Here is a 21,418-nt window from a genome sequence, read left to right on the forward strand (position 1 = left end):
TTTTGTCTGTCACAATCGACTACATTGTATCGAAGAAACCGCTTACTTTCGAGCGTTTTACCTGCTATGGACGCAATTATTTCTGAACGATTGTTCATATATGTAGAATTGGTCCTAACAATTGGTGCTAATCATAAACGAAAACCAAAAGAGTCACGGATATTCCGCAACTCCTTTGGTTTCATGCTCTCGTCTTGCGCTGTTTCTTTTCTGCTAGTCGTGCCGCTTCGGCTTGGCGTTTTTCAGCGTAACGCAGCTCGCGTTCGAGTTTGACGTAACTCGCATACCGTTTTTTATCGAGCGCGCCAGTCGCAATCGCGTCGCGGACGGCACAACCGGGCTCGGCTTGATGCGAGCAGTCACGGAACCGGCATCGTTCCGACAACGCCTCGATATCGCTGAACGTGTCGTCGAGATGATCGGCGCCGTCCCAAAGACCGAACTCACGCATGCCGGGCGTATCGATGATGAAGAGGTCATCGACGCGGAACAGTTCGCGGTGCGTCGTCGTATGCTTGCCGCGCTCGTCGCTTTCGCGGACGGCTTGCGTCTCGGCGAGTGTTTTCCCGGCAAGCGCGTTTGTCAGCGTCGATTTCCCGACGCCGGACGAACCGACGAGGACGATCGTGCTCCCGCTCGGCAGTGCAGTTCGCAATGCCTCGACCCCGTCGCCGGTGATCGAGCTGACCGAGAATACGTCAATGCCTGGCGTCGTCAGTTGGATGTCTTGAACGAGTGGGGCCACATCAGTTACTTGATCAGCCTTCGTTAAGACGATAAGCGGTATCGCCCCCGTCTCCCAGGCGGCGAGCGAGTAACGCTCGAGCCGACGCAGGTTGAAGTCGTGACCGACCGCCATCGTGATTAAAATATAGTCGACGTTCGCGCAGATCAGTTGTTCGCGCGTCTCGTTGCCGGCGGCTGTCCGTGAAAGAACAGTCCGTCGTTCAAGGAGACGTCGAACCGTGCCTTGACCGTGCTCACGAACCGTGAACTCGACGAAGTCGCCGATGACCGGATAGTCGCGCTCGCTCATCGCCTCGTGGCGAAATTTGCCCGATATCCCGCATGTGAAAGCAGCGTCCTCTGTCGTTACCGTGTACATATGTTGGAACTGTGCCGTGACGCGTCCCGTTGTTGTGTGATCCAAATCGAATCCTCCTTTTAGTTGTGGAGGACAACTGCCCTCCTGTTGGCTGACAAGGTGTATACGGCTGTTTGTAAGGTGCTCATAAAACATCATCCTTTCATTGTTCGATACATTCAATGTATCACATTTTCTGATAACGCTATCATCTCGGTCTACAGACTGAGGGAAAACAAGCCTTCCGCTCGTCGCCATCTTTTAAATGGCGTATTATGATAAGAGTGTACTTAATGAGGAGGGATGACAGATGAATCGCCAAGTGAAGCAAGTGTTGTTCATCGTGGCGGCAATCTCTCTAGTTCTCGTCCTAATCGGCTTTTTACCAAATATGATCATGTTTGGTTTGGGGGCGCTCTTAGCACTTTGGGCTGGAGTCAGATTCATGGCCGTGACGCATGTCGGCGCAAAAATCGGTTACGGCTTACTCGCCGTGATCGGGATCATCACGATTTTGTCGAATATTTGGGCGTTAATCGGAATTGTGGTGGCATGGATGTTGTTTAAAGGGTATATGATGTATGCCAACCAAAAGCGGGACGTTGAGATTTTAAATGCGGACGGGTCGCGTGCTAGTCGTAGCAGCTTCCAATCGTTCGATCAAGTCTGGCAAAAGTTTGTAAACCGTCGCTAAGTTTTTAGAAGGAGGATTTTATGATGAAGACACCATTTGATCAGTTTCGTGATTTAGCTAACGAGTTGACGAAAGAATTTTCAAAAGAAATGAAAAAGTATCAAGATAAAGAGGCGCCACGCTCGAGTGGGGAAGCCGAATTGAACCGCCACATCCGCGGTGCTGAAAAAGAGGCGTTGTCGGTCGAACGTCTCGTCGAGCGTCAAAAGGCGTTGCTCGGCGAACTCGCGACGAAGCGTGACGATGCCAAATTGATGGCTGACAAGCGCTACGAACAGACAGAGCTCGCGAAACAAGCCGGCGAAGAAAAGTTGGCTGAACGCGCTGCTCTCGAGTCAAAACATTACGGTGAACAGTATCGCTACTTCGAAGGCTTGCTAGACGAAGGCGGTCGTGAACTTGACGCCCTTGAGCGCCGTGCCCTCGAGATGCGCCTCAAACTCGACGAGATGCAAAACAAACGTTACGAGTTCGCGATGCGTGAGAACCTTGATTTGTTGAAAGGTGCGCTCGATCAAATCTTCGGAGCGGACACATCGAAGTCGCATCCGTTCACAGAAGAAGAGAAGAAAGACGCAACGAAGGAAGAACCTGCGGCCGAAGAAAAAACCGACGCGGCGGACGAAGATGATTTCGAAGCAAAATTAAAAGAACTTGAGCGTCGCTTTAAACAAGACTGACGCACTGGTTCAGCGATGGTCCAGAGTATTTTCGGGCCATCGCTTCTTTGCTTCATTGTACATATCGTTAGGGAGGGGGAAGCAGAGTGGAACGTTGGAACACACGCCAAATTATCGGCTTCATGATTATTTTATTTGCCATCGGACTATTTATCGACATCGTGACGGGTGGGAACAGCGTCCTCTTCAGCATGATTGTGCCGCTCTTATTGCTTTATATCGGGCGTCGCTTCAGCCGGAAAGGAAATCAGCCGGTCAGTTATATTTTTTACGGGATCGGTGGTGTGATGCTCGTCGGACTCATCTTTTCTTCGGCCGCGTTCGGGTTCGTCTTATCAGGATTATTGCTCATGTTTGGGTACCGTTTGTATAAAAATCGACCGCTTGAGTCGAATCGGTTCCGGTCGCACATTCGTCAAGAACAGGCGTTTTCGTTCGGGACGAAAGAGTCGGGCCATTACGTCTTGCAAGACACGAATGAATTCTTTTTGCTACGCGACGTCGAGATGGATTTATCGCGCGCCATCATTCCGGAAGGGGAGACGTTCTTGCTCTTGAACGGACTCGCCGGGGATATCCGTATCCTCATCCCGGCCGGTTACGATTACTCGATCGACGCCTCAATCGGTTTCGGCAAGATCCAAGTCGATGAATCGAATTATTCACCGGTGTTCAACCGCCGTTTTTATACGGCGTCTGATGAGTACCAAGCGGCGACGCGAAAAGTCCGGATTCATATCGTGCTCATGAGCGGAAGCGTCGAGGTGATGACCGTATGAAGAAAGATTCTTACCCAAGGACGGTCGTCTGGCACCAGTTATTCAGCAGTCTACTGACGGCGTTATTCGTGACGATTGCATTTCTAATAGGTGACTCGACTTCACTCCGAGATTTATTTACACGTGAAGAAGGGTTGCCTTTCGGTGTGTCTATCGTTGTCATCGCCGTTTTGATCGGCAGCATATTCGGAGTTGGGTCTTACTTTTACTTGCGCCGGGATTTCCGTGAAGTGGCGATTGCCCTATGGAAGCTCGAGAATCAAAAAGAGATCACGTTCCGGCCGTTATCGCCGTATCGCGACACGCTGGAACGGATTGTCCGTATTAGCAAACAACGTACGGAGATGATCGAGGTCGCCAAACGGGTCGGCGATCGGCCGGTCAGTGTCGAAGAGGCACGAAGCGAGGCGGTCGTCGAAGAACGTCGTCGTGTCGCCCGTGAGCTGCACGACTCGGTCAGTCAACAGCTATACGCGATCTCGATGATGACGACAGCGGTCAAGCAGACGATCGAATCGAAACCGGAACTCGCCGCTAAACAGATCGGTCAAGTCGAAGTCATGGCACAGACCGCCCAGGCCGAGATGCGTTCGCTCTTGTTGCAGCTTCGTCCCGTCGAGTTAGAAGGGATGACCTTGAAGACGGGGATTGAACGTCTGTTAGAAGAACTGTCCCGCAAACAATCGACCGAGCTCATCTGGCGTCTCGAGGAAGTGAAATTGTCACGCCATACGGAAAATGAGTTGTTCCGCATCGTTCAAGAAGCGATCAGCAATACGCTCAGGCATGCCAAGGCGAAGCGGCTCGAAATTGAAATGCGGACCGTCCAACAGACGGTCATCTTGAAAATAAATGACGACGGGATCGGTTTTAATGTCGAGGATACACAAGTCGCCTCATATGGCTTACAATCGATAAGAGAGAGAACGGCCGAAGTCGGCGGGACGTTACGTCTCGTCAGCGTGCCTGGAGTCGGTACACAAATCGAAGTGCGTGTGAAACAACAAGTGGAGGGGTTAGAATGATTCGAGTCGTATTGATTGATGATCATGAAATGGTCCGGGCCGGTGTCTCGGCATTTCTGTCGACACAGCCGGACATTGAAGTAGTCGGGGAAGCGTCGGACGGGGCGACCGGAGCGGAACTCGCCATCGCTGAAAAACCGGACGTCGTCTTGATGGACCTCGTGATGGAACCTGTGGACGGAGTCGAGTCGACGAAGCGTATTAAAGCGAGCTGGAAAGATGCGAAAATCTTAGTCGTGACGAGCTTTTTGGACGATGAAAAAGTGTATCCGGTCATCGAGGCCGGTGCGATGAGTTACGTCTTGAAGACGGCAAATGCGAATGAAATCGCCGACGCGATCCGTCAGACGGCAGCCGGTAATCCGGTCATGGCCGCACAAGTGACCGGCAAGATGCTCGAACGTCTGCGGCATCCGGAGACGACCCTTCATGAAAGTTTGACGGCGCGGGAACGCGAGATTTTGCAACTGATGGCCGAAGGCAAGGCGAACCAAGTCATCGCCGATGAATTATATATTTCATTGAAGACGGTGAAGACGCACGTCTCGAACATTTTGACGAAGCTTGACGTCTATGACCGGACGCAAGCGGTCGTCTATGCGTTTCAACATAATTTAGTGGACAAATAATCACTCGGACGGGGGAAACGGGATGATTCCAACGATTGAAACGGAACGACTGCAGTTACGGCAGTTACAACCGACCGATGCCGAGCAGCTACACACGATTTTTTCAAACGTCGACGTGTTGCGCCATTATGGGATGGAGCCGCATCAATCGCTTGAACAGACGGAACAAATGCTATTAGGGATGCTAGAAGGGATTGCCGACGGGGCGATCATGCGTTGGGGCATTATGAGGAAAGGTCATCCCGAGTTGATGGGGACGATCGGATTCCACAATCGCGCCCCGCGCCATCGACGTGCGGAGATCGGTTATGAGATCCATCCGCGTTATTGGCGGAACGGCTACGCGACAGAGGCGTTGCAGGCGGCATTGACGTTTGCTGCGTGTTCCGCAGACATCGAGCGAGTCGGGGCTATCGTCTATCCTGAAAATATCCCTTCGCAGCAACTGTTAGAACGCAATGGTTTCATTCGTGAAGGAACGCTGCGCCACTATATGCGCCAAGGCAATCAAACATACGACGTGTACGTATACGGCTACATAGCGAAAAAAGACGGACCACAATGTTAAATTGTGATCCGTCTTTTTTTATTTTTTCTGAGCTTGAATTTGTTCATCGATTTCAGACAAGTACTCCCAGCGCTCCATTTTTTCTTCGAGTGTTTGCTTGAGGGTACTGATTTCAGCGTAAAGATCGTTCACTTTTCCGAGATCGCTACCGGCATCGGCGAGTCGCGCTTCTGCAGCTTCGATTTTCTGTTCGGTTGTAGCGATCTCTTCCTCGATCGTCTCCCACTCTTTTTGTTCTTTAAAAGTGAATTTGACGACGTCGGCTTTGGCGCGTTCTTTCTTGTCTTTCGGTTCTTTTTTAAGTTGCCGTGCCTCGTCTTGAAGCTCGGCCAGATAGTCGCTATATTCGGCGTGGTAGACGTTGATCGTCCCCTCTTCGAAGGCGATCAGTTGCTCGGCGATACGGTCAAGGAAGTAACGGTCGTGACTGACGGCGATGACGGTTCCTGGGAACGACTCTAAGTAGTCCTCTAAAACCGACAACGTTTCCGTATCGAGATCGTTCGTCGGCTCATCTAAGAACAAGACGTTCGGCTCATCCATCAAAATCCGCAACAACACAAGGCGCCGTTTCTCGCCACCGGAAAGTTTACTGATCGGTTTATATTGGGCGTCCGGTGTGAACAAGAAACGCTCGAGCATTTGACCGGCGGTGATCGTCTCGCCGTCCGGTGTGTAGATGACTTGGGCGATCCGTTCGATCTCGTCGATGACCCGTCGCGTCGTATCGTCAAATTCGACTTGTTGACCGTAGTAACCGATGTGAACCGTCTCACCGTGGACGACCGTGCCTGACGTCGGTTCGATGCGACCGGCGAGCAAGTTCATGAGCGTCGTCTTGCCGCTCCCGTTCGGTCCAACGATGCCGTACCGTTCCCGGCGTCCGAACAGCCAGCTGAAATCGTGAATGAGCGGCGTGTCCGCATACTGGAACGACAACTGTTCGACTTCGATGACTTTTTTTCCGAGCCGGCGTGAACCGACCGATACGTCGAGCGCATCGTCTTCGGCGAGTGCCTCTTGCTGCTTTAAGCCCTCGACACGTTGAATCCGGGCTTTCTGTTTCGTCGTCCGGGCTTTGGCACCGCGGCGCAGCCAAGCGAGCTCGCGTCGCAAGATGTTTTGCCGCTTTTGTTCCATCGACTGGGAGCGGGCTTTGCGTTCGGCTCGCTTCTCGAGAAACAGTTCATAGTTCCCGTCATAAAAGTAAGACGTGCCGTCGGCAATCTCGAGAATATGGTTCGTCACCCGGTTCAAGAAATAACGGTCGTGGGTGATGAGCAAGATCGCGCCTCGATAGTCAGCGAGAACCGTCTCGAGCCAAGCGATCGTATCGGCGTCAAGTTCGTTCGTCGGCTCGTCGAGTAAGAGCAAATCGGCTTCGTCGAGCAAGGCCGCAGCGAGCGCGACCCGTTTTTGTTGGCCCCCGGAGAGGGAGCTGATCTCGGCCGACACATCAGGTAACCCGAGCCGATTCAAGATCGACTTCAGCTTCGCTTCCGTTTCCCAAGCATCAGCGGCATCGACCGCTTGCTGTGCTTTCATGAAACGTTCGAGCCATTGCTCGCTCGATGGGTTCGCCTCGAGTGCTTGGCGAGCGAGCTCGTATTGTTTTAACGCCAACACAGATGGAGTGTTGCTCGTGAACAAGGCGTCTAAAATGGTCTGACCGGGAGCGAAATCAACGGTTTGCGTCAAATAACGAATCCGATAGTCGTTCGGATGTTGCATCGTGCCTTTGTCTGCTGTTTCGACGCCGGCAATGATTTTTAAGAACGTCGATTTCCCAGAACCGTTGACGCCGATGACGCCAATCCGGTTACCGGGATGAATCGTCATCGTGACGTCGTCAAACAAGACTTTATCGGCGAACTCTTTACGGATGCCTTCGATTGTTAATAAACTCATTTGGAACCTCCTTCAACGACTTGGCGAATCATCGCTTCTACTTTCGCTGTCAATTCTTTATTCGAGACGTCAGCCGGGTCGATGGCAGGTAAAAACGTCACATCGACGATACCTGGTCTAATCCGGTTTTTCATTTCGAGCAGGTGATAGCTGCCGTTGATCGCCACCGGAACGATTTTTGCTCCGCTCGACGTGGCGAGCGTCAGGCTGCCGGCTTTAAACTCTTTCATCGGCCCGCCTTTTGAACGAGTGCCTTCCGGGAAGATGATGATGGACTGTCCGGATTGGATCGTCTCGACACCGGCGCGGATCGCTTTGACGGATTGGCGGCGGTCACTGCGATCGATAAAGATACAACCCATCAATTCCATCCAACCCGCGATCATCGGAATTTTTTTGACTTCGATTTTTGAGATGAACGCTTTCGGATGGTTCGTCGCCGTGATCATGATCGGGATGTCGAAGTTTCCTTGGTGGTTAGCGACGTAGACGACCGGTTCGTTCGGAATATGTTCTTGTCCGTGCACACGGACTCGGGCTCCGGCCACTTTCAATAAGAAGCTGGCCCAGTTGTAGGCGATTTTTTGAACGTAATCGTATCGTGCCGGTACGTCGAGTCGTTTTGCTTTCGGATAAAACGGAAGCAAGACGGGCAAGACGGCGAAGAACGAGAAAAACCAAATGGCGGTGCGTAACATAGTATCAATCTCCTTTTCAAAATAGAGCCAAACAGCAAGAAAGAGTCTTCTTCTCACACAGAGAATCTGACTCTTAGACATGAATCTTTATTCCCAGAAGCGAGAATCGGTTTCCTCTTCTTCTTCCTCGAGTTCGAACGTAATTCGTTTATTCACCGGGTCAACGACAAAGTAGGCACCGTCTTGCTCGATGCTCTTAAACTGCATCACGTGATCACTGCCAATTTCTAAGGTGAGGCGGATTCGATTGTCGTCATCGACGAGCAAAATGCCGTCTTCTTTCAGCCACAGCTCCATGACGGGTGAATAGCGTAACAGCCATTCGTTCGATAAAGGGATTTCATTCATTCGTGTTTGTGCCTCCTACGGTCCAAGTCCGTTGTGCTCTTCTATCTAGAATAGAATACCAAAAGTGGCGGGGGAACACGAGCGTTATGTAGAGCGTTTGCGTGAACTGGAGTGCATGCGAGCGACGATGCGATCGATGCGCTTTTGATTGCGCCTTTCTTTCAGGAGCACGTTCATTTGTGCGATAAGCTGTTTAAATGAAGATAGACCCATGGCGAGCAGCGCCGCGAACAAGAATGTGCCGATCGGATCTTTGAAAAAACCGGTTTGGAGCGAGACGGACAAACCGACGACTGAAAGAATCGTGGTGAGAAAATAAAATAGCATGAGTGACTCTCCCTTCCCAGATGATTCAATTGAAAAAACCGAACGTATTTCTCGTTCGACAAGTGAGCAAAAAATTCCTTTTTTTGTCGAACAAAACAAAAAAACGCCTTCTGACGAGCGAGAGGGCGCTTACTCTTGAACCATCGTGACGGAAGACGACACGTTCGTATCGACACCGTTTGAGAATATGAAACTCAGCGAAGCGAGAAGAGCGAAGAATGCAATCAAAAGGCCCTTCATGAAGCGTTTCGCAAATGAGCGAGATTGAACATCAAACATTTTATTTCCCCCGTTCGGACATTGCTGAAACCTGATTTATAAACAACACTCCTTTAATAATAACGTTTTCAAAAAGTGGATACTAGATGGAAAAACATTGTTCACAAAATTGTCACAAAATTCCGGCTGATACTCGGTCGATTTAGAAGCTTGACGGTTGGGTGGTTCATTGTCTCGTTCACAAATTGGACACAATTGACCCGAAGCAGGAAAAGGAACGTGATATGATTAAGAACGTGTGTAGGTAGGTATACTGACAGTAATAAGATGAAAAAGGATGTGTATAGAATGGTATTACGTGCAGGAGATGTAGTCGATCTAGTTGCGGAACGTTCAGCCGATTTTGGCGTATTTATTGGGAACGGCCGTGAAGAGGTATTACTTCATCGGAAAGAACAAACAGAAGAAGTCACAGTCGGTCAAACGGTGCGTGTCTTCCTTTATCACGACTCGGAAGGCCGTCTCGCTTCGACGATGACGATTCCGAACGTATCGTTTGAAGAATATGAATGGTTCGAGGTGACAGGCGTTCGCTACAATACGGGCGTGTTCGTCAACATCGGCATTCAAAAGGATGTGCTCGTCTCGCTCGACGACCTTCCTGAAAACCGGACATATTGGCCGAAAGAAGGCGATAAGCTATGCGTCCGTCTCAAATACGATCAAAAAGGCCGTCTTCTCGGAGAACCGGCTCATTATGCGTATTTGAACTTGCTCGCCCGTCCCGCCAAAGAAGAGTGGGGCAATCAAGACGTTCAAGCGATCGTCGTCAACAAACGTGACGTCGGTGTCAACGTCTGGGTCGAGAATGAATCACTCGGTTTCTTACATGAAGCAGAGATGACGCGGTGGCCGCGTCTCGGCGAACAGTTAGCAGTACGTGTGACGCAAGTGAAGCAAGACGGTACCGTTCTTGTATCGATGAAACCGCGAGCGTATGAAGCGATCGACCCGGATGCGGAAAGCATTCGTTCTTACATCGAAGAACGCGGTGGTGAAATGCCTTACGGCGACAAGACAGCCCCAGACGTGATCGACCGTGAGTTTGGCATGAGCAAGGCGGCCTTCAAACGGGCGCTCGGGAAGCTCTTGAAAGAAAAGCAAGTTGAAAAACTCGACAACGGGTATAAATTGAAATAAGATTACTCATGTCCAGGTGGCTAAAAAAAGTTTTAGAATGTATTTCTTTCATTTTAGAAACAAATGCGGTATAGTAATAAGAGTTGACTACGAGGAAACATTTAAAGAACGTCTGCAGAACTAACCTCAGACGTTTTTTGCATGAACAAAGGAGAATATAATTTGACAAAATTTCAAGATTTACAGTTAAGTGAAGCATTAGTAAAAGGTGTACTCAAAATGGGCTTCGAGGAAGCGACACCGATCCAAGCTGAAACAATCCCAATCGCACTTACAGGAGCGGATGTATTAGGCCAAGCACAAACAGGTACAGGGAAAACAGCAGCTTTCGGTATTCCGACAATTGAGCGAATCGACACAAAGGCGCGTCAAGTCCAAGCACTTGTTCTTGCACCGACACGTGAACTTGCGATTCAAGTTGCAGAAGAGTTAAACAAAATCGGGGAAACGAAGCGTGTATACGCACTTCCTGTATACGGTGGTCAGCAAATCGACCGCCAAATCCGCGGCTTGAAAAAGAATCCGCAAATCGTCGTTGCGACACCTGGACGTCTCATGGACCACATGAAACGCAAGACGATCAAACTCGACGAGATCCAAACAGTGATCTTGGATGAGGCGGATGAAATGCTCAACATGGGCTTCGTTGAAGATATCGAGATGATTTTGAAAGGCCTTCCGGCTGAACGTCAAACGCTTCTCTTCTCAGCGACAATGCCACCACAAATCAAGAAGATCGCTGAGCGCTTCATGAAGTCGCCAACGATCATCAAAGTAAAATCGAAGGAAATGACAGTTGAAAACATCAACCAACAGTTCCTCGAATTGCGCGAAGGTCAAAAATTCGATACACTTTGCCGTTTGATCGACATCGACTCACCAGAACTCAGCATCATCTTCGCTCGTACGAAGAAACGTGTTGACGAAGTTACAGAAGCACTCATCAAACGTGGTTACACGGCTGATGGCCTTCACGGTGACTTGACGCAATCAAAACGTGACCAAGTCATCCGTCGTTTCAAAAACGGCACGATCGACATCTTGGTCGCAACAGATGTAGCGGCGCGTGGACTTGATATCACAGGTGTCACACACGTATACAACTTTGACGTCCCACAAGATCCGGAAAGCTACGTGCACCGTATCGGACGTACAGGCCGTGCTGGTAAAACAGGTACTGCCCTTACGTTCATCACGCCACGTGAATTCGGTCAAGTGAAGTCAATCGAACGTGTGACGAACAAGAAAATGAACCGTCGTCACGTACCGACGATCGCAGAAGTACTTGAAGGAAACCAAAAGCAATCAGCTGAAGATTTGATCGAACGCGTTCAAGCGGGCGACTTCAAAGCTTACACGCAACTTGCGACTGAGCTCCTTGAAGAGTACGAAGCAGTCGAGCTTCTCGCAGCAGCACTTCGTGGTTTGACGAAAGAGCCAGATTCAACACCTGTTGAAATCTCTTACGCAGAACCAGTCCGTGTGAAACGTCAAGGTGGACGCAACGACCGCGGTGGATACCGTGGCGGCGCACGCAGTGGCGGCGGAGACCGTCGCACTGGCGGCGGAGACCGTGGCGGACGCTCAGGCGAACGTAGCGGTGGCGGTGGATACCGTGGAAAACGCACTGGTGGGACTGACGATCGTCGTCGCTCATCAGAAGACCGTGGCCCACGTCGTCCGCGTGACTAATCGATAAAACGAAAACCGCATTTCCTTAAGTGGATTTGCGGTTTTTTTATTTATCTCATGCTACACTGAACGAGTAGAGATTGAAGGATGAGGTGTCAACGGATGGTAGAACTAGGTTTAGGTCTCGTCATATTATTGGCGTGCATCCTAGCATTGAAGCCGATTGTTATGCGGACAGTACGTCTGAATTTCCGATATATTCCGGTCGCCACACTTTTGTTTGGCGCGATGATTTGGTTAGTCATGGCCATCGGCGTCGGCGGGAAGATGGGAATCGGATACGGTGTGATGAGTATCGTGTATTTTATTGCTTGTTTCGGTGCCTATATGTATGTGCATACACGAGCGAGCTGAAACCGGCTCGCTTTCTTGTTTCGAAAATGAGGATGAGGTGATCCAATTGGATGCAGTGGATGTGATGATGAATCCAAATGAAGTCGAAGTGACGTATGAACCGATTTTCGGGGCGGCCACGTTTCAAGTGGAAGGCTACATGGTACACGGCCATTTCAGGGGCGAGTCGCTCACCCCGTTCTTTTATGATGACGACGTACCTGTCGAGTATCAACTCGACATCGCCAAGCGGATGGAACGGTTGGCCGCCGAAGCGTTGCGTGACGAAAAGCAGTTCGTCACGTTCCGCTGCCGGTCGGAATGGATCCTTGAAGAAGGGGGCGAAGCATTTTTAGCACCGTTACGGGAATTGAACTTCCCGCTCCACCGGATATTTGTGACACTTCAAGGGACCGAGCTCGTCGATGTGTCTCGTCTGTCCCGTGTCGTCCAATATTATCGATCTTCTGGTGTGAGAGTCGCGCTCGACTTCGCGGAGTCGACGAGTATCGAGGACATCATGACGATTGCACCGGAGTTGTTGCTTGTCGATTTAGCAACGATGGTCGAGAAGAAGACGTTGTCGGTGACTTACCCCCAAATGCTCCAGACGATGGAATACATCGCTTCGAAACTCGGGGCCCCGCTGCTTTATAAGTCAATCGATCATCTCGGTCAGTTGCGTTACGCCTGGCAGCACGGTGGGAGTTACTACATGGGCGGCTTGTTAGGTCGTCAAGAGGATTTCCCGCCGCGTGAAGCAAAAGGAATGAGTGTGCTCACGCAAGAAGTTCCAGCGTTCTTCCTGCACGACCAAGAGCGATTGAAGCGGTTGTATGAGCTAGAATTCGAACTTCACGGAAAAGTCGCGGAGCTCGTCCAAACCGGGAAATGGTCACGGGATAAGAAGGATGAATGGCTGCTCCATATCGCCCCTAAATTAGAAGGGATGCTCGTCCGCTACTACTTGACCGATCAAACGGGCTTCCAGACGAGTGCGAACGTCTACCAAGAGCAACACGTTTGGAAAGTCGATAACACATACCGAGGCTATAACTGGAGTTTTCGACCGTACTTTATCCGGACGATGGCGGCGATGAGTGTTCGTGGGCGGGGCTATTTGTCGGAAGACTATCGCGACTTCAGCTCCAACGAAGTGACACGTACGTTCAGCTACCCGTTACCGGACGGCATGTTTTTGTTCGCCGATTTATCAGAAGAGTACTTATACCAAAACCGATTATTAGATTGAGAGGGATTATGATGTTTGATTACGATTATGATGCGTTGCGTGAGATTGGGAGAATCGTCGCCCGGGCAAGGGATGAGATGGCACGGGCCGTCACGCCAGGGATGACGACGAAAGAGCTCGATGCGATCGGGCAACGTATTCTTAAAGAAGAAGGAGCGGCCTCGGCGCCGATTACGATGTATGAGTTTCCGGGCTATACGTGTATCTCCATCAATGAAGTGGCTGCCCACGGAATTCCAGGTAAAGAAGTCATTAAAGACGGGGACATCGTCAATGTCGATGTGTCTGCCGTGAAAGATGGCTATTATGCAGACACGGGACGAACGGTGATCGCCGGCACACCGAAATCGCCAGAGCATGTCCGCTTAGTCGAGGTCTCGCTCACGTCGCTCGAAGCAGGTCTCAGCAAAGTGAAGGCCGGTACGAAAGTGAACCAGATCGGAAAAGCGATTTACGCGGATGTCCGCAAAAATGGCTTCACCGTCATTCGAAACTTGGCAGGTCATGGACTCGGCCGCACGCTCCACGGCGAACCGGAGACGATCTCCAACTATTATAGCCGGGAAGAGAATGACATCTTGAAAGTCGGTCAAGTCATCGCAGTCGAGACGTTCGTCTCGACGAAAGACGAGATCGTCTACCAGTCAGAAGAGGATGGCTGGGCGTTGTTCACACCGAACGACAGCCCCGTCTCGCAGTTTGAGCACACGGTCATCGTGACCGAGGACGGCTATGAAGTGTTGACTGGCACGTTCCGAGAAGAATGACGCAATCAAACAAGGATACAGACCGCGGTCTGTATCCTTGTTTACGTTAATTGGATGATTTGTTCGCTTAACTGATGAATCTTTTTCCAATCCGGAGTGACGACGTCAGGGATCGAGAGTTGACCGTTTTCGACTTCGAGCGGCGTATCGAGCAGGTCAGTCTCAAAATAGGCGCTCGTTCCGGCCATGTCGGCCGGATAGGCGGCACCCGTCAACGAGGCGAATAAGAGCGTATGATAACGGCCGATCGATGATTCGTACATACCGCCGACCCAATACGGAGTACCGCTGTCACGGATTGCGAGCGCCTCGGTCAATCCCCCGACGCGGGCGGGTTTGATATTGACGATGCGTCCGGCCCGAAGCCGATTCATCGTCTCGACGTCTTGTCGTGAGGTGATGGACTCGTCAAGACAAATGGGCGTCTTGAGTTTTGTTTGCAGGTCGGCCGATTCGACCCAGCAGTCGCTCGGATAAGGCTGTTCGATCATCAAGAGGCGATGGGCGTCGAGTTGTTCGAACCAGTCGAGCGGCTGCTCGTGCGCACTGCCGTTCAAGTCGATCATGAGCGGAGCGTCCGGGAAAAAAGTCCGCACTTCCGCGAGCGCCGTCAATAGCTCATGAGGCGAAGCTTTCAACTTGATCCGTTCGAACCCGGAATCGAGCGCCTGTTCGATCGCGTTCAACGTTTGGGTGAGCAAGCCGATCCCAATCGTCCGCCCGCAAGCGACGTGATGTCCGGCTTGCAAAAGTTGTTTTAGCGTCACGCCAGCACGGGCGGCCTCGATTTCCCAGAGTGCACTCTCCCACATCGCTTTTGCCATCGGGTGCCCGATAATCGAACGGACATGGTCTGGAAATGTGGTCGCGCTGACCGTCTGCCCGTTCAACAATCGATAGATCAGTTCAGACGTGTCGACGGTCGAGCGGACCGTCTCCGACGTGTACCACGGCGTCTCAAAGGCGACACCTTCCCCGTATCCGACTGCTCCATCGGTCGTTTCGAGACGGAGAATGACCGTCCGTCTCGTCGTCAAAACGGCATGGGCTGTTACAAGTGGATGTTTGAACGTAAGTGGGACGATGTAAAGGTCAGCTCGTTGAATCATAATCGGTCTCCTTTAAGCGGTGCCTCATCAATTTTCCGTTGGCGTTTCGTGGGAGCTGAGTGACCGTGATCAACGCCTTCGGGTGCTTATACTTAGCGAGGTGGTCGTTTAAAATTTGCGTAAGTTCGTGAGGGTCGTACGTTCCGACGATATAGGCGATCGGGACGGCGCCCCATGTCGGGTCAGGCTTCCCGGTGACACCTGCGTCCTCGATACCGGGGCATCGCAACAGGACGCTCTCGATCTCCGCGGGATAGATGTTTTCTCCGCCCGAGATGATCAAGTCGCTCCGGCGATCGAAAACATATAAATAGCCGTCTTGGATCGTTCCGAGGTCGCCGGTTCGCCAGTACCTGTCCTCGGTCCAAGCGTTCGCTTCCGATTCGTTATAATAGCCGGGCGTGACGGTCGGGCCATTGACTTCGATCTCACCATCGCGACTGATACGGATGCGGGTCGGTGCGATCGCTTGACCGCTTGAACCGATATGGTCCAGTGCTTCGGACGGCAACAACGTCGCGACTTGGGAGCAAGTTTCCGTCATCCCGTACGTCTGCGCGATCGGCAAGTGGCGGCGGTCTGCTTCTTCGAGCAACGGCCGTGGCACCGGTCCGCCTCCGACGAGGATGACGCGGAGATGGTGACTTGTCAATCCTGCGTCGAGCAGTCGCCCGAGCATGATGGCGACGAGGGAAAGATGGGTGATCCGTTCGGACGCGATCAATTGGATCGTACGCAAGACGTCGAACTTCGGTTCAACGTATAATGCTGAGCCGAACAGGGCGCAGCGGTACACTTGAGCGAGTCCGCTCATGTGGAACAGCGGTGTGACGACGAGCATGCGGTCGGTCGGCTCGTATCCGAGATGTTTTTTTGCGGCCTCGGCGCTCGCGCGATGATTTCCGTACGTCTGTTGCACCGCTTTGGCGTGTCCGGTCGTGCCGGACGTAAACATGAGCGATATGACCTCGTCACGCCCCCAGCGATGATGTCGGCGCAATGGCTCTTGATCGCGTACGCTCACGTCGATTTGAGGGACGTTGAGGTCGATTTCCTGATCGACGAGTAAGATGTCGATGTGGGCCTTGTCGAGTTGCATCGCGAGTTCGCTTGTGGTCAGCCGTGTATTCAACGGGACGAGTACTTTTCCGAGCAAATGGACGGCGTGGACTGCGACGACATAGTCTTTACTATTTGACGCATACAGTCCGATGTGACGAGCATCTGGAACGGTCCGGCCTAAAAAGTGTGCCAAGCGCGAGCTCTCATCGATCAATTCGCCCCACGTCAGACGTTCCGTTGCGGTGACGAGGGCGATCGTGTCGACAGGATGTTGCTTCAAATCATAATCCATTACAATTACCTCCAAAAAAAGAGTAGCGAATTCGCTACTCTCTTACGATTTACGGGAAACGCGGGAATTGACCGAAGTCAGGGTCACGTTTTTCTTTGAAGGCGTCACGGCCTTCTTTTGCTTCATCTGTCGTGTAGTAAAGGAGCGTCGCGTCACCGGCGAGCTGTTGGATCCCGGCCAAGCCGTCCGTATCAGCGTTCATCGCAGCTTTCAAGAAGCGGAGTGCTGTCGGCGAGTGTTGCAAGATCTCTTGGCACCATTGGACCGTCTCGGCTTCAAGCTGTTCGAGCGGGACGACCGTGTTGATGAGCCCCATGTCGAGCGCTTGCTGTGCGTCGTATTGACGGCACAAGTACCAAATCTCACGAGCCTTCTTATGTCCGACGATACGTGCCAAGTACCCTGAACCGTAACCGGCATCGAATGAACCGACTTTCGGTCCAGTTTGACCGAAACGAGCGTTGTCGGCCGCAATCGTCAAGTCACAGACGAGGTGCAAGACGTGTCCGCCACCGATGGCGTATCCAGCGACCATGGCGATGACCGGTTTCGGGATGACTCGGATCAAGCGCTGAAGATCAAGAACGTTCAAGCGCGGGATATCATCGTCACCGACGTAGCCGCCGTGACCGCGAACTTTTTGGTCGCCACCTGAGCAGAAGGCTTGATCGCCTTCACCTGTCAAGATGATGACGCCGACTTCTTTATCGTCACGGGCGCGCGCGAACGCGTCAATCAATTCGTTGACCGTGAGCGGACGGAACGCGTTCCGAACTTCCGGGCGGTTGATCGTGATTTTTGCGATCCCGTTCCACTTCTCATATTTAATGTCTTCATACGTACGGACCGATGTCCAGTTTGCTACTGATTCCATTTAAATTCCCCCTAAAATCAATTTCTCTATCATTGTACCAAATTGTTGGGCGTTCTCGATATGGGGAGCGTGGCCTGCATTCGAAATTTCGTGTATCCGAATGTCTGGACGACGTTCACGCATATCGCGAGCAATCGTTTGAAACTTCACATCGTGCGCACCGACGATCAAATCGGTTCGAGGCAGGCGGTCAAGATGCGTCCATAGCGACGGCATACTGCCGGTCCCGATGGCGCGCAAACTGTTCGCGAGCGCCGACGGATCTTGAGCGAGCCGCTCATGTCGAAGTGAGGCCCGCATCTCGTCCGTTTGACGCCAAAGCGGGAGCATCTCCCATGCGGCGACGAACGCTTCGATTCCGTCCGTCTCGATCCGTCGCGCGAGCCGTTCATCGGCGTCGCGTCGCGCTCGTCGTTCTGAAGCGGTGAGACCGGGCGTCGTACTAATCCCGATGAAGTGGTCCACGCGCTCGTCACAGGCTGCGAGTGTCATCCCGATGCGGCCGCCGAGCGAATAGCCGATGACCGTCCACGGCCTTTCGTCCGTGTCGAGCAGCGTCGACAAATCCTTCACTTGTTGGCTCATCTTCGCGCGGGCGACCGAGCAACTGCCGGTCTGTCCATGTTGAAGCAGGGACGGGGCGACGAGGTGCACCGGCAAGTCAGGGAAATACGAGAGCCATCCGGCGTTGCTCGTGAAGCCGTGCAACAAGAGGACCGGTCTTCCGGACCCGTGCTCGAGCACTTCATACGACACGTCACGGACAGTACGTCTCACGTCCCGTTCTCCAACGTGAGACGCGTGCAGATCGATTCCGTCCAGTTCCGGTGGGATAAGACGTTGTCGGCACGGTCGGACGGGAATTCGATCAACTGAATCCCGGCCTCGATTGCTGCTGTCACGTCTTCTGGACGTTCGAGCAGTTGATAGCTAAGCCCGTATGTGTCGGCGAAGCCACGGATGTTCAAGTCGAGCGGTGTACCGAACAAGTCTTCGAACATCTGTGGCTCGATTGATGCTTGCGGTAAGAAGGAGAAGATACCGCCGCCGTTGTTGTTGGCGACGATGATCGAGAACGAGCCAGGATGCGTCTTTAGTAACTGCAGGGCGTTGCTGTCGTGATAGAACGCCAAGTCACCGATCAGTAACGCGGCTCGTTCTGTGTCGTGGCAAGCGCCGAGCGCACTCGAGATGATTCCGTCGATCCCGTTCGCGCCTCGGTTGGCGAAGACGGATACGGCTTGTCCGGCGCCGAGCGTCGTGTCGACGTCACGGATCGGCATGCTGTTGCTGACGAACAAGCGGTCGATCTGAGCGTTCAAGACGTGACGCGTCAAGGCGCTCTCACCGCTCAGACTTGGTTTGGCCGATTCGGCGACTTGTTCGAATAAGGAAAAGCGAGCCGAGTAGACGTCGTCAAACGGGACGTCGATGACCTCCAAATAGTCATTCGCGTCGCCGTAGACGACAGTCGCACGACTTGATGGGTCGCGAAACGAGCCGGGCTGTTCAATCAAGATTTGGTGGGTCTGTTTGAGCCATTCATTCAACCGTTTCGATACAGGAGCCGCACCGAAGCGAACGACCGCATTCGGCGTCCATTCTGGGCTATGCTCACTTGCGAGCCACGTGTCATAATTCGTCAAAACGCCGTCAAAGCAACGCATGCCACTGAGCGGATCGGCGAACACCGGAATTCGGTGAGTGTTTGCTACGTTGTAGATGGTTTCGAGCCAAGACGTCGGCGTGCCAGGTCCGACGACGAAAGCGAGCCGTTCGACGGCCGTCTCTTGTTTGAAGCGAACCAAGTCGTCGGTGACGGGACGAATGTACGAGGTCTCGCTCCGTCTCGAAGTGGCGGTCAATTGTGACTTCAGACGTTCGATATCGGGCAGTAACGGTTCTCGGAACGGAATGTTAATATGGACCGGTCCGAGCGGGGCCTGCGCACTCAAGCGTACGAGCCGTCCGACGGCTTGTTCCATATAGCGCAGACTCTCTGGCTCGGGCACCGGTAGGTCGAGGCTCGTCTTCACATGTTCACCGTAGAGGCGGACTTGATCGATTGCTTGCGGGGCCCCGACGTTACGCAACTCATGCGGCCGATCTGTCGTCAAGACGACGAGCGGGAGCTGGGAAATCGTTGCTTCGGCGACAGCTGAAAAATAGTTGGTAGCGGCTGTGCCGCTCGTACAAATTAATGCGACCGGCCGAACGTCTTCGCCAGCGCGGGTTAGTCCGAGCGCGAAGAAAGCGGCTGAACGCTCATCGACGACGACGTGATGGCGTATATTCGGGTGCAAATACGCGGCTATCGCCAGCGGTGTCGAACGCGAACCGGGACTGATGACGACGTCATAAATCCCAGTTTCGACGAGTCGATTCATCATATGGGATACCCAATTCGTTAACATATCGTTCATTCGTGATTGCCTCCTGAAATGACTTGGTCTAACCCGAGCGCTTGCTTGATCGGGCTCAATTTGACTTCTGTCTCGGCTAGCTCTGATTCGAGTTCAGACTCTTGGACGATTCCACAGCCTGCGTATAATGCCACGAACTGATGCTGGACGAGGGCCGAACGGATAGAGACGACAAATTCACCTTCTCCGTCGGTGTTCAACCAGCCGAACGGTGAGCCGTACCAGCCGCGATCGAACCGTTCGATGTCGCGCAGCAAGCGGACGGCCGTCCGCTTCGGAGAACCGCCGAGTGCGGGTGTCGGGTGCAACGACTCAATGATGGAGAGGAGAGACGCGTTCGTGTCCAAAGTCGCTTTGATCGGTGTGTGTAAATGAAACACCGAGCGGTTCTCTAAAATCGTCGGGGACGGCGCGACATGAATGGTCGCTGCATAAGGTGTGAGAGCGTTTTGAATGTCTTTGACGACGATTTGGTGCTCCTCTAAATTTTTACGGTCATGCAACAACTGCTGTTTCGCCGTCTCTGTTTCCGCGTCCATATCCGGGCGCTTGATCGTGCCGGCGATGGCCGCGGTCTCGATATGCGGACCTTGCTTACGGACGAGCCGCTCTGGTGTGGCCCCGAAAAATCCGATTTCCCGTTTCGGTTGATATAAGAACACGTAACTGCCTTCTTGATGTTCAGACAAGTGCCGAAGCGTCTTCGCGAACGGGAACGCTTCATCTGACGTCTGGTAAATCTCTTCCCTGGCGATGACGAGTTTCTCGACTTTTTCTTCGGCGATATATCCTTTCGCCTGTTGAAAACTTGATTTAAAGTGATCGACGCCGTCTTTTACTTTCGAATACGTCGGCGTCGACTCATCGGGCGCGTGCAGGGCGTTGAACTGGGACAATTGGTCGGCTAGTTGGATTAAATATTGTTCAACGGTCTGGTTTGAAGAAACAAGGGTCGACACCGTCAACGTGTGCTTGTCACCGGAACGACGGTATAAAAATTTAGGGACGACTAAAGCAGCCTCGTCGAATGAGTCCCACATGTTTTTTTGAGGACGGACGAACGTATCAAATGAAAATCCTGAGAACGCATAGATGACGGCATCGACATCCCGGCGATGCAGGCTCCAGTCGTACTGCAGACGTTGGAACCGTTCGGGTCCGGACGCCGTCAAGACGAGCGCGTCGGCACAACCGAGCATTTCAAGTGAGCGATCGGGTGTCGAAAAATAATAGTGTGATGTTTCTGTATTTTGAATGATCTGAAACGCGTCGAACGAAGGGATCTCCCACGTGTATGAGGCAAGGACAGGTCGTTGCCATGCGCGTGCGCGTTTATGTGCTTGTTCGATTCGTTGTTTAATGTGTGTTTGAGTATCTGGCATATAAGAAAAGCCTCCTCAATCCGATGGAATATTCATCTTTTAGTGTATCATGACTTAACGGCTGTACTGCCCG

At 52.3% G+C, this 21,418-nt stretch carries 22 protein-coding genes; 11 read left to right on the top strand and 11 right to left on the bottom strand.

Features of this window, described 5'->3' with window-relative positions; genetic code table 11:
• Positions 1–181: 181 nt before the first annotated feature.
• On the bottom strand, positions 182–1,150 hold the full coding sequence (gene rsgA, locus BJU60_RS11005) for a ribosome small subunit-dependent GTPase A (protein WP_254281693.1): 969 nt from the start codon (positions 1,148–1,150) through the stop codon (positions 182–184).
• A gap of 244 nt (positions 1,151–1,394) precedes the next feature.
• Between rsgA and BJU60_RS11010 the strand changes: the two genes are divergently transcribed.
• The 6 genes from BJU60_RS11010 (at position 1,395) to BJU60_RS11035 (ending at position 5,459) form a co-directional block, all read left to right on the top strand.
• The gene (locus BJU60_RS11010) at positions 1,395–1,778 is read left to right on the top strand and encodes a hypothetical protein (RefSeq protein WP_016508398.1); all 384 of its coding nucleotides are present in this window, start codon (positions 1,395–1,397) and stop codon (positions 1,776–1,778) included.
• Positions 1,779–1,801: 23 nt separating this feature from the next.
• Positions 1,802–2,458 (top strand): PspA/IM30 family protein, encoded by a 657-nt coding sequence (locus tag BJU60_RS11015; protein WP_070328911.1) that lies wholly within the window; start codon positions 1,802–1,804, stop codon positions 2,456–2,458.
• 86 nt (positions 2,459–2,544) lie between these two features.
• On the top strand, positions 2,545–3,237 hold the full coding sequence (liaF, locus tag BJU60_RS11020) for a cell wall-active antibiotics response protein LiaF (RefSeq protein ID WP_070328912.1): 693 nt from the start codon (positions 2,545–2,547) through the stop codon (positions 3,235–3,237).
• Positions 3,234–4,262: a sensor histidine kinase gene (locus BJU60_RS11025; RefSeq protein WP_016508424.1), complete on the top strand. Its 1,029-nt coding sequence runs from the start codon at positions 3,234–3,236 to the stop codon at positions 4,260–4,262. Before liaF ends, BJU60_RS11025 begins: the two co-directional genes overlap by 4 nt.
• Positions 4,259–4,891: a response regulator gene (locus BJU60_RS11030; RefSeq protein ID WP_070328913.1), complete on the top strand. Its 633-nt coding sequence runs from the start codon at positions 4,259–4,261 to the stop codon at positions 4,889–4,891. The genes BJU60_RS11025 and BJU60_RS11030 overlap by 4 nt, the downstream gene beginning before the upstream one ends.
• A gap of 22 nt (positions 4,892–4,913) precedes the next feature.
• Positions 4,914–5,459, top strand: a complete 546-nt coding sequence (locus BJU60_RS11035) for a GNAT family N-acetyltransferase (RefSeq protein ID WP_070328914.1) — start codon at positions 4,914–4,916, stop codon at positions 5,457–5,459.
• A gap of 18 nt (positions 5,460–5,477) precedes the next feature.
• Here the strand turns inward: BJU60_RS11035 and BJU60_RS11040 are convergent, their stop codons facing one another.
• The 4 genes from BJU60_RS11040 to BJU60_RS11055 all read right to left on the bottom strand — a co-directional run bounded on the left by BJU60_RS11040 (position 5,478) and on the right by BJU60_RS11055 (position 8,740).
• The gene (locus tag BJU60_RS11040) at positions 5,478–7,367 is read right to left on the bottom strand and encodes an ABC-F family ATP-binding cassette domain-containing protein (protein ID WP_070328915.1); all 1,890 of its coding nucleotides are present in this window, start codon (positions 7,365–7,367) and stop codon (positions 5,478–5,480) included.
• Positions 7,364–8,065 (bottom strand): lysophospholipid acyltransferase family protein, encoded by a 702-nt coding sequence (locus BJU60_RS11045; protein WP_070328916.1) that lies wholly within the window; start codon positions 8,063–8,065, stop codon positions 7,364–7,366. The genes BJU60_RS11040 and BJU60_RS11045 overlap by 4 nt, the downstream gene beginning before the upstream one ends.
• An 87-nt stretch (positions 8,066–8,152) precedes the next feature.
• Entirely contained in the window at positions 8,153–8,413 is a 261-nt protein-coding gene (locus BJU60_RS11050) for a hypothetical protein (protein WP_016508370.1), read from the bottom strand.
• Positions 8,414–8,497: 84 nt separating this feature from the next.
• Positions 8,498–8,740 carry a hypothetical protein gene (locus tag BJU60_RS11055; protein ID WP_070328917.1) on the bottom strand — a complete coding sequence of 81 codons (243 nt, stop codon included), beginning with the start codon at positions 8,738–8,740 and terminating at the stop codon, positions 8,498–8,500.
• 567 nt (positions 8,741–9,307) lie between these two features.
• Here BJU60_RS11055 and BJU60_RS11060 point away from each other — a divergent pair.
• The 5 genes from BJU60_RS11060 (at position 9,308) to map (ending at position 14,203) form a co-directional block, all read left to right on the top strand.
• Positions 9,308–10,159 carry a CvfB family protein gene (locus tag BJU60_RS11060; protein WP_070328918.1) on the top strand — a complete coding sequence of 284 codons (852 nt, stop codon included), beginning with the start codon at positions 9,308–9,310 and terminating at the stop codon, positions 10,157–10,159.
• Between the two features lie 162 nt (positions 10,160–10,321).
• A complete protein-coding gene (locus tag BJU60_RS11065; protein WP_070328919.1) occupies positions 10,322–11,851 on the top strand; it encodes a DEAD/DEAH box helicase in 1,530 nt (509 codons plus the stop codon).
• Positions 11,852–11,953: 102 nt separating this feature from the next.
• Complete coding sequence (locus BJU60_RS11070) at positions 11,954–12,205, top strand: hypothetical protein (RefSeq protein ID WP_070328920.1); 252 nt, start codon at positions 11,954–11,956, stop codon at positions 12,203–12,205.
• 67 nt (positions 12,206–12,272) lie between these two features.
• The gene (locus BJU60_RS11075; protein ID WP_251138939.1) at positions 12,273–13,436 is read left to right on the top strand and encodes an EAL-associated domain-containing protein; all 1,164 of its coding nucleotides are present in this window, start codon (positions 12,273–12,275) and stop codon (positions 13,434–13,436) included.
• A gap of 11 nt (positions 13,437–13,447) precedes the next feature.
• Positions 13,448–14,203 carry a type I methionyl aminopeptidase gene (gene map / locus BJU60_RS11080; RefSeq protein ID WP_070328922.1) on the top strand — a complete coding sequence of 252 codons (756 nt, stop codon included), beginning with the start codon at positions 13,448–13,450 and terminating at the stop codon, positions 14,201–14,203.
• Between the two features lie 41 nt (positions 14,204–14,244).
• Here map and menC read toward each other — a convergent pair whose 3' ends face one another.
• The 6 genes from menC to BJU60_RS11110 are packed head-to-tail and all read right to left on the bottom strand — an operon-like array spanning position 14,245 to position 21,345.
• Positions 14,245–15,312 (bottom strand): o-succinylbenzoate synthase, encoded by a 1,068-nt coding sequence (gene menC / locus BJU60_RS11085; RefSeq protein ID WP_070328923.1) that lies wholly within the window; start codon positions 15,310–15,312, stop codon positions 14,245–14,247.
• Positions 15,296–16,666 carry an o-succinylbenzoate--CoA ligase gene (menE, locus tag BJU60_RS11090; RefSeq protein ID WP_070328924.1) on the bottom strand — a complete coding sequence of 457 codons (1,371 nt, stop codon included), beginning with the start codon at positions 16,664–16,666 and terminating at the stop codon, positions 15,296–15,298. Before menE ends, menC begins: the two co-directional genes overlap by 17 nt.
• Before the next feature lie 49 nt (positions 16,667–16,715).
• Positions 16,716–17,540 (bottom strand): 1,4-dihydroxy-2-naphthoyl-CoA synthase, encoded by an 825-nt coding sequence (gene menB / locus BJU60_RS11095; protein ID WP_070328925.1) that lies wholly within the window; start codon positions 17,538–17,540, stop codon positions 16,716–16,718.
• Positions 17,541–18,317, bottom strand: a complete 777-nt coding sequence (locus BJU60_RS11100) for an alpha/beta fold hydrolase (protein ID WP_070328926.1) — start codon at positions 18,315–18,317, stop codon at positions 17,541–17,543. It abuts the gene before it with no gap.
• Positions 18,314–19,963, bottom strand: a complete 1,650-nt coding sequence (gene menD, locus BJU60_RS11105) for a 2-succinyl-5-enolpyruvyl-6-hydroxy-3-cyclohexene-1-carboxylic-acid synthase (protein WP_070328927.1) — start codon at positions 19,961–19,963, stop codon at positions 18,314–18,316. Before menD ends, BJU60_RS11100 begins: the two co-directional genes overlap by 4 nt.
• Positions 19,960–21,345 (bottom strand): isochorismate synthase, encoded by a 1,386-nt coding sequence (locus BJU60_RS11110; RefSeq protein ID WP_070328928.1) that lies wholly within the window; start codon positions 21,343–21,345, stop codon positions 19,960–19,962. Before BJU60_RS11110 ends, menD begins: the two co-directional genes overlap by 4 nt.
• Positions 21,346–21,418 lie beyond the last annotated feature (73 nt).

The organism is Exiguobacterium aurantiacum (assembly GCF_001766415.1).
In the GTDB taxonomy this organism is placed as follows: domain Bacteria; phylum Bacillota; class Bacilli; order Exiguobacteriales; family Exiguobacteriaceae; genus Exiguobacterium; species Exiguobacterium aurantiacum_A.

What these genes read in the sequence shown, in the direction of transcription:
- BJU60_RS11010 (WP_016508398.1), top strand. Translation starts at nt 1,395, where the DNA reads ATGAATCGCCAAGTGAAGCAAGTGTTGTTCATCGTGGCGGCAATCTCT.
- BJU60_RS11015 (WP_070328911.1), top strand. Translation starts at nt 1,802, where the DNA reads ATGAAGACACCATTTGATCAGTTTCGTGATTTAGCTAACGAGTTGACG.
- BJU60_RS11025 (WP_016508424.1), top strand. Translation starts at nt 3,234, where the DNA reads ATGAAGAAAGATTCTTACCCAAGGACGGTCGTCTGGCACCAGTTATTC.
- BJU60_RS11030 (WP_070328913.1), top strand. Translation starts at nt 4,259, where the DNA reads ATGATTCGAGTCGTATTGATTGATGATCATGAAATGGTCCGGGCCGGT.
- BJU60_RS11035 (WP_070328914.1), top strand. Translation starts at nt 4,914, where the DNA reads ATGATTCCAACGATTGAAACGGAACGACTGCAGTTACGGCAGTTACAA.
- BJU60_RS11040 (WP_070328915.1), bottom strand. Translation starts at nt 7,367, where the DNA reads ATGAGTTTATTAACAATCGAAGGCATCCGTAAAGAGTTCGCCGATAAA.
- BJU60_RS11045 (WP_070328916.1), bottom strand. Translation starts at nt 8,065, where the DNA reads ATGTTACGCACCGCCATTTGGTTTTTCTCGTTCTTCGCCGTCTTGCCC.
- BJU60_RS11050 (WP_016508370.1), bottom strand. Translation starts at nt 8,413, where the DNA reads ATGAATGAAATCCCTTTATCGAACGAATGGCTGTTACGCTATTCACCC.
- BJU60_RS11055 (WP_070328917.1), bottom strand. Translation starts at nt 8,740, where the DNA reads ATGCTATTTTATTTTCTCACCACGATTCTTTCAGTCGTCGGTTTGTCC.
- BJU60_RS11060 (WP_070328918.1), top strand. Translation starts at nt 9,308, where the DNA reads ATGGTATTACGTGCAGGAGATGTAGTCGATCTAGTTGCGGAACGTTCA.
- BJU60_RS11070 (WP_070328920.1), top strand. Translation starts at nt 11,954, where the DNA reads ATGGTAGAACTAGGTTTAGGTCTCGTCATATTATTGGCGTGCATCCTA.
- BJU60_RS11075 (WP_251138939.1), top strand. Translation starts at nt 12,273, where the DNA reads ATGAATCCAAATGAAGTCGAAGTGACGTATGAACCGATTTTCGGGGCG.
- map (WP_070328922.1), top strand. Translation starts at nt 13,448, where the DNA reads ATGTTTGATTACGATTATGATGCGTTGCGTGAGATTGGGAGAATCGTC.
- menC (WP_070328923.1), bottom strand. Translation starts at nt 15,312, where the DNA reads ATGATTCAACGAGCTGACCTTTACATCGTCCCACTTACGTTCAAACAT.
- menE (WP_070328924.1), bottom strand. Translation starts at nt 16,666, where the DNA reads ATGGATTATGATTTGAAGCAACATCCTGTCGACACGATCGCCCTCGTC.
- menB (WP_070328925.1), bottom strand. Translation starts at nt 17,540, where the DNA reads ATGGAATCAGTAGCAAACTGGACATCGGTCCGTACGTATGAAGACATT.
- menD (WP_070328927.1), bottom strand. Translation starts at nt 19,963, where the DNA reads ATGAACGATATGTTAACGAATTGGGTATCCCATATGATGAATCGACTC.
- BJU60_RS11110 (WP_070328928.1), bottom strand. Translation starts at nt 21,345, where the DNA reads ATGCCAGATACTCAAACACACATTAAACAACGAATCGAACAAGCACAT.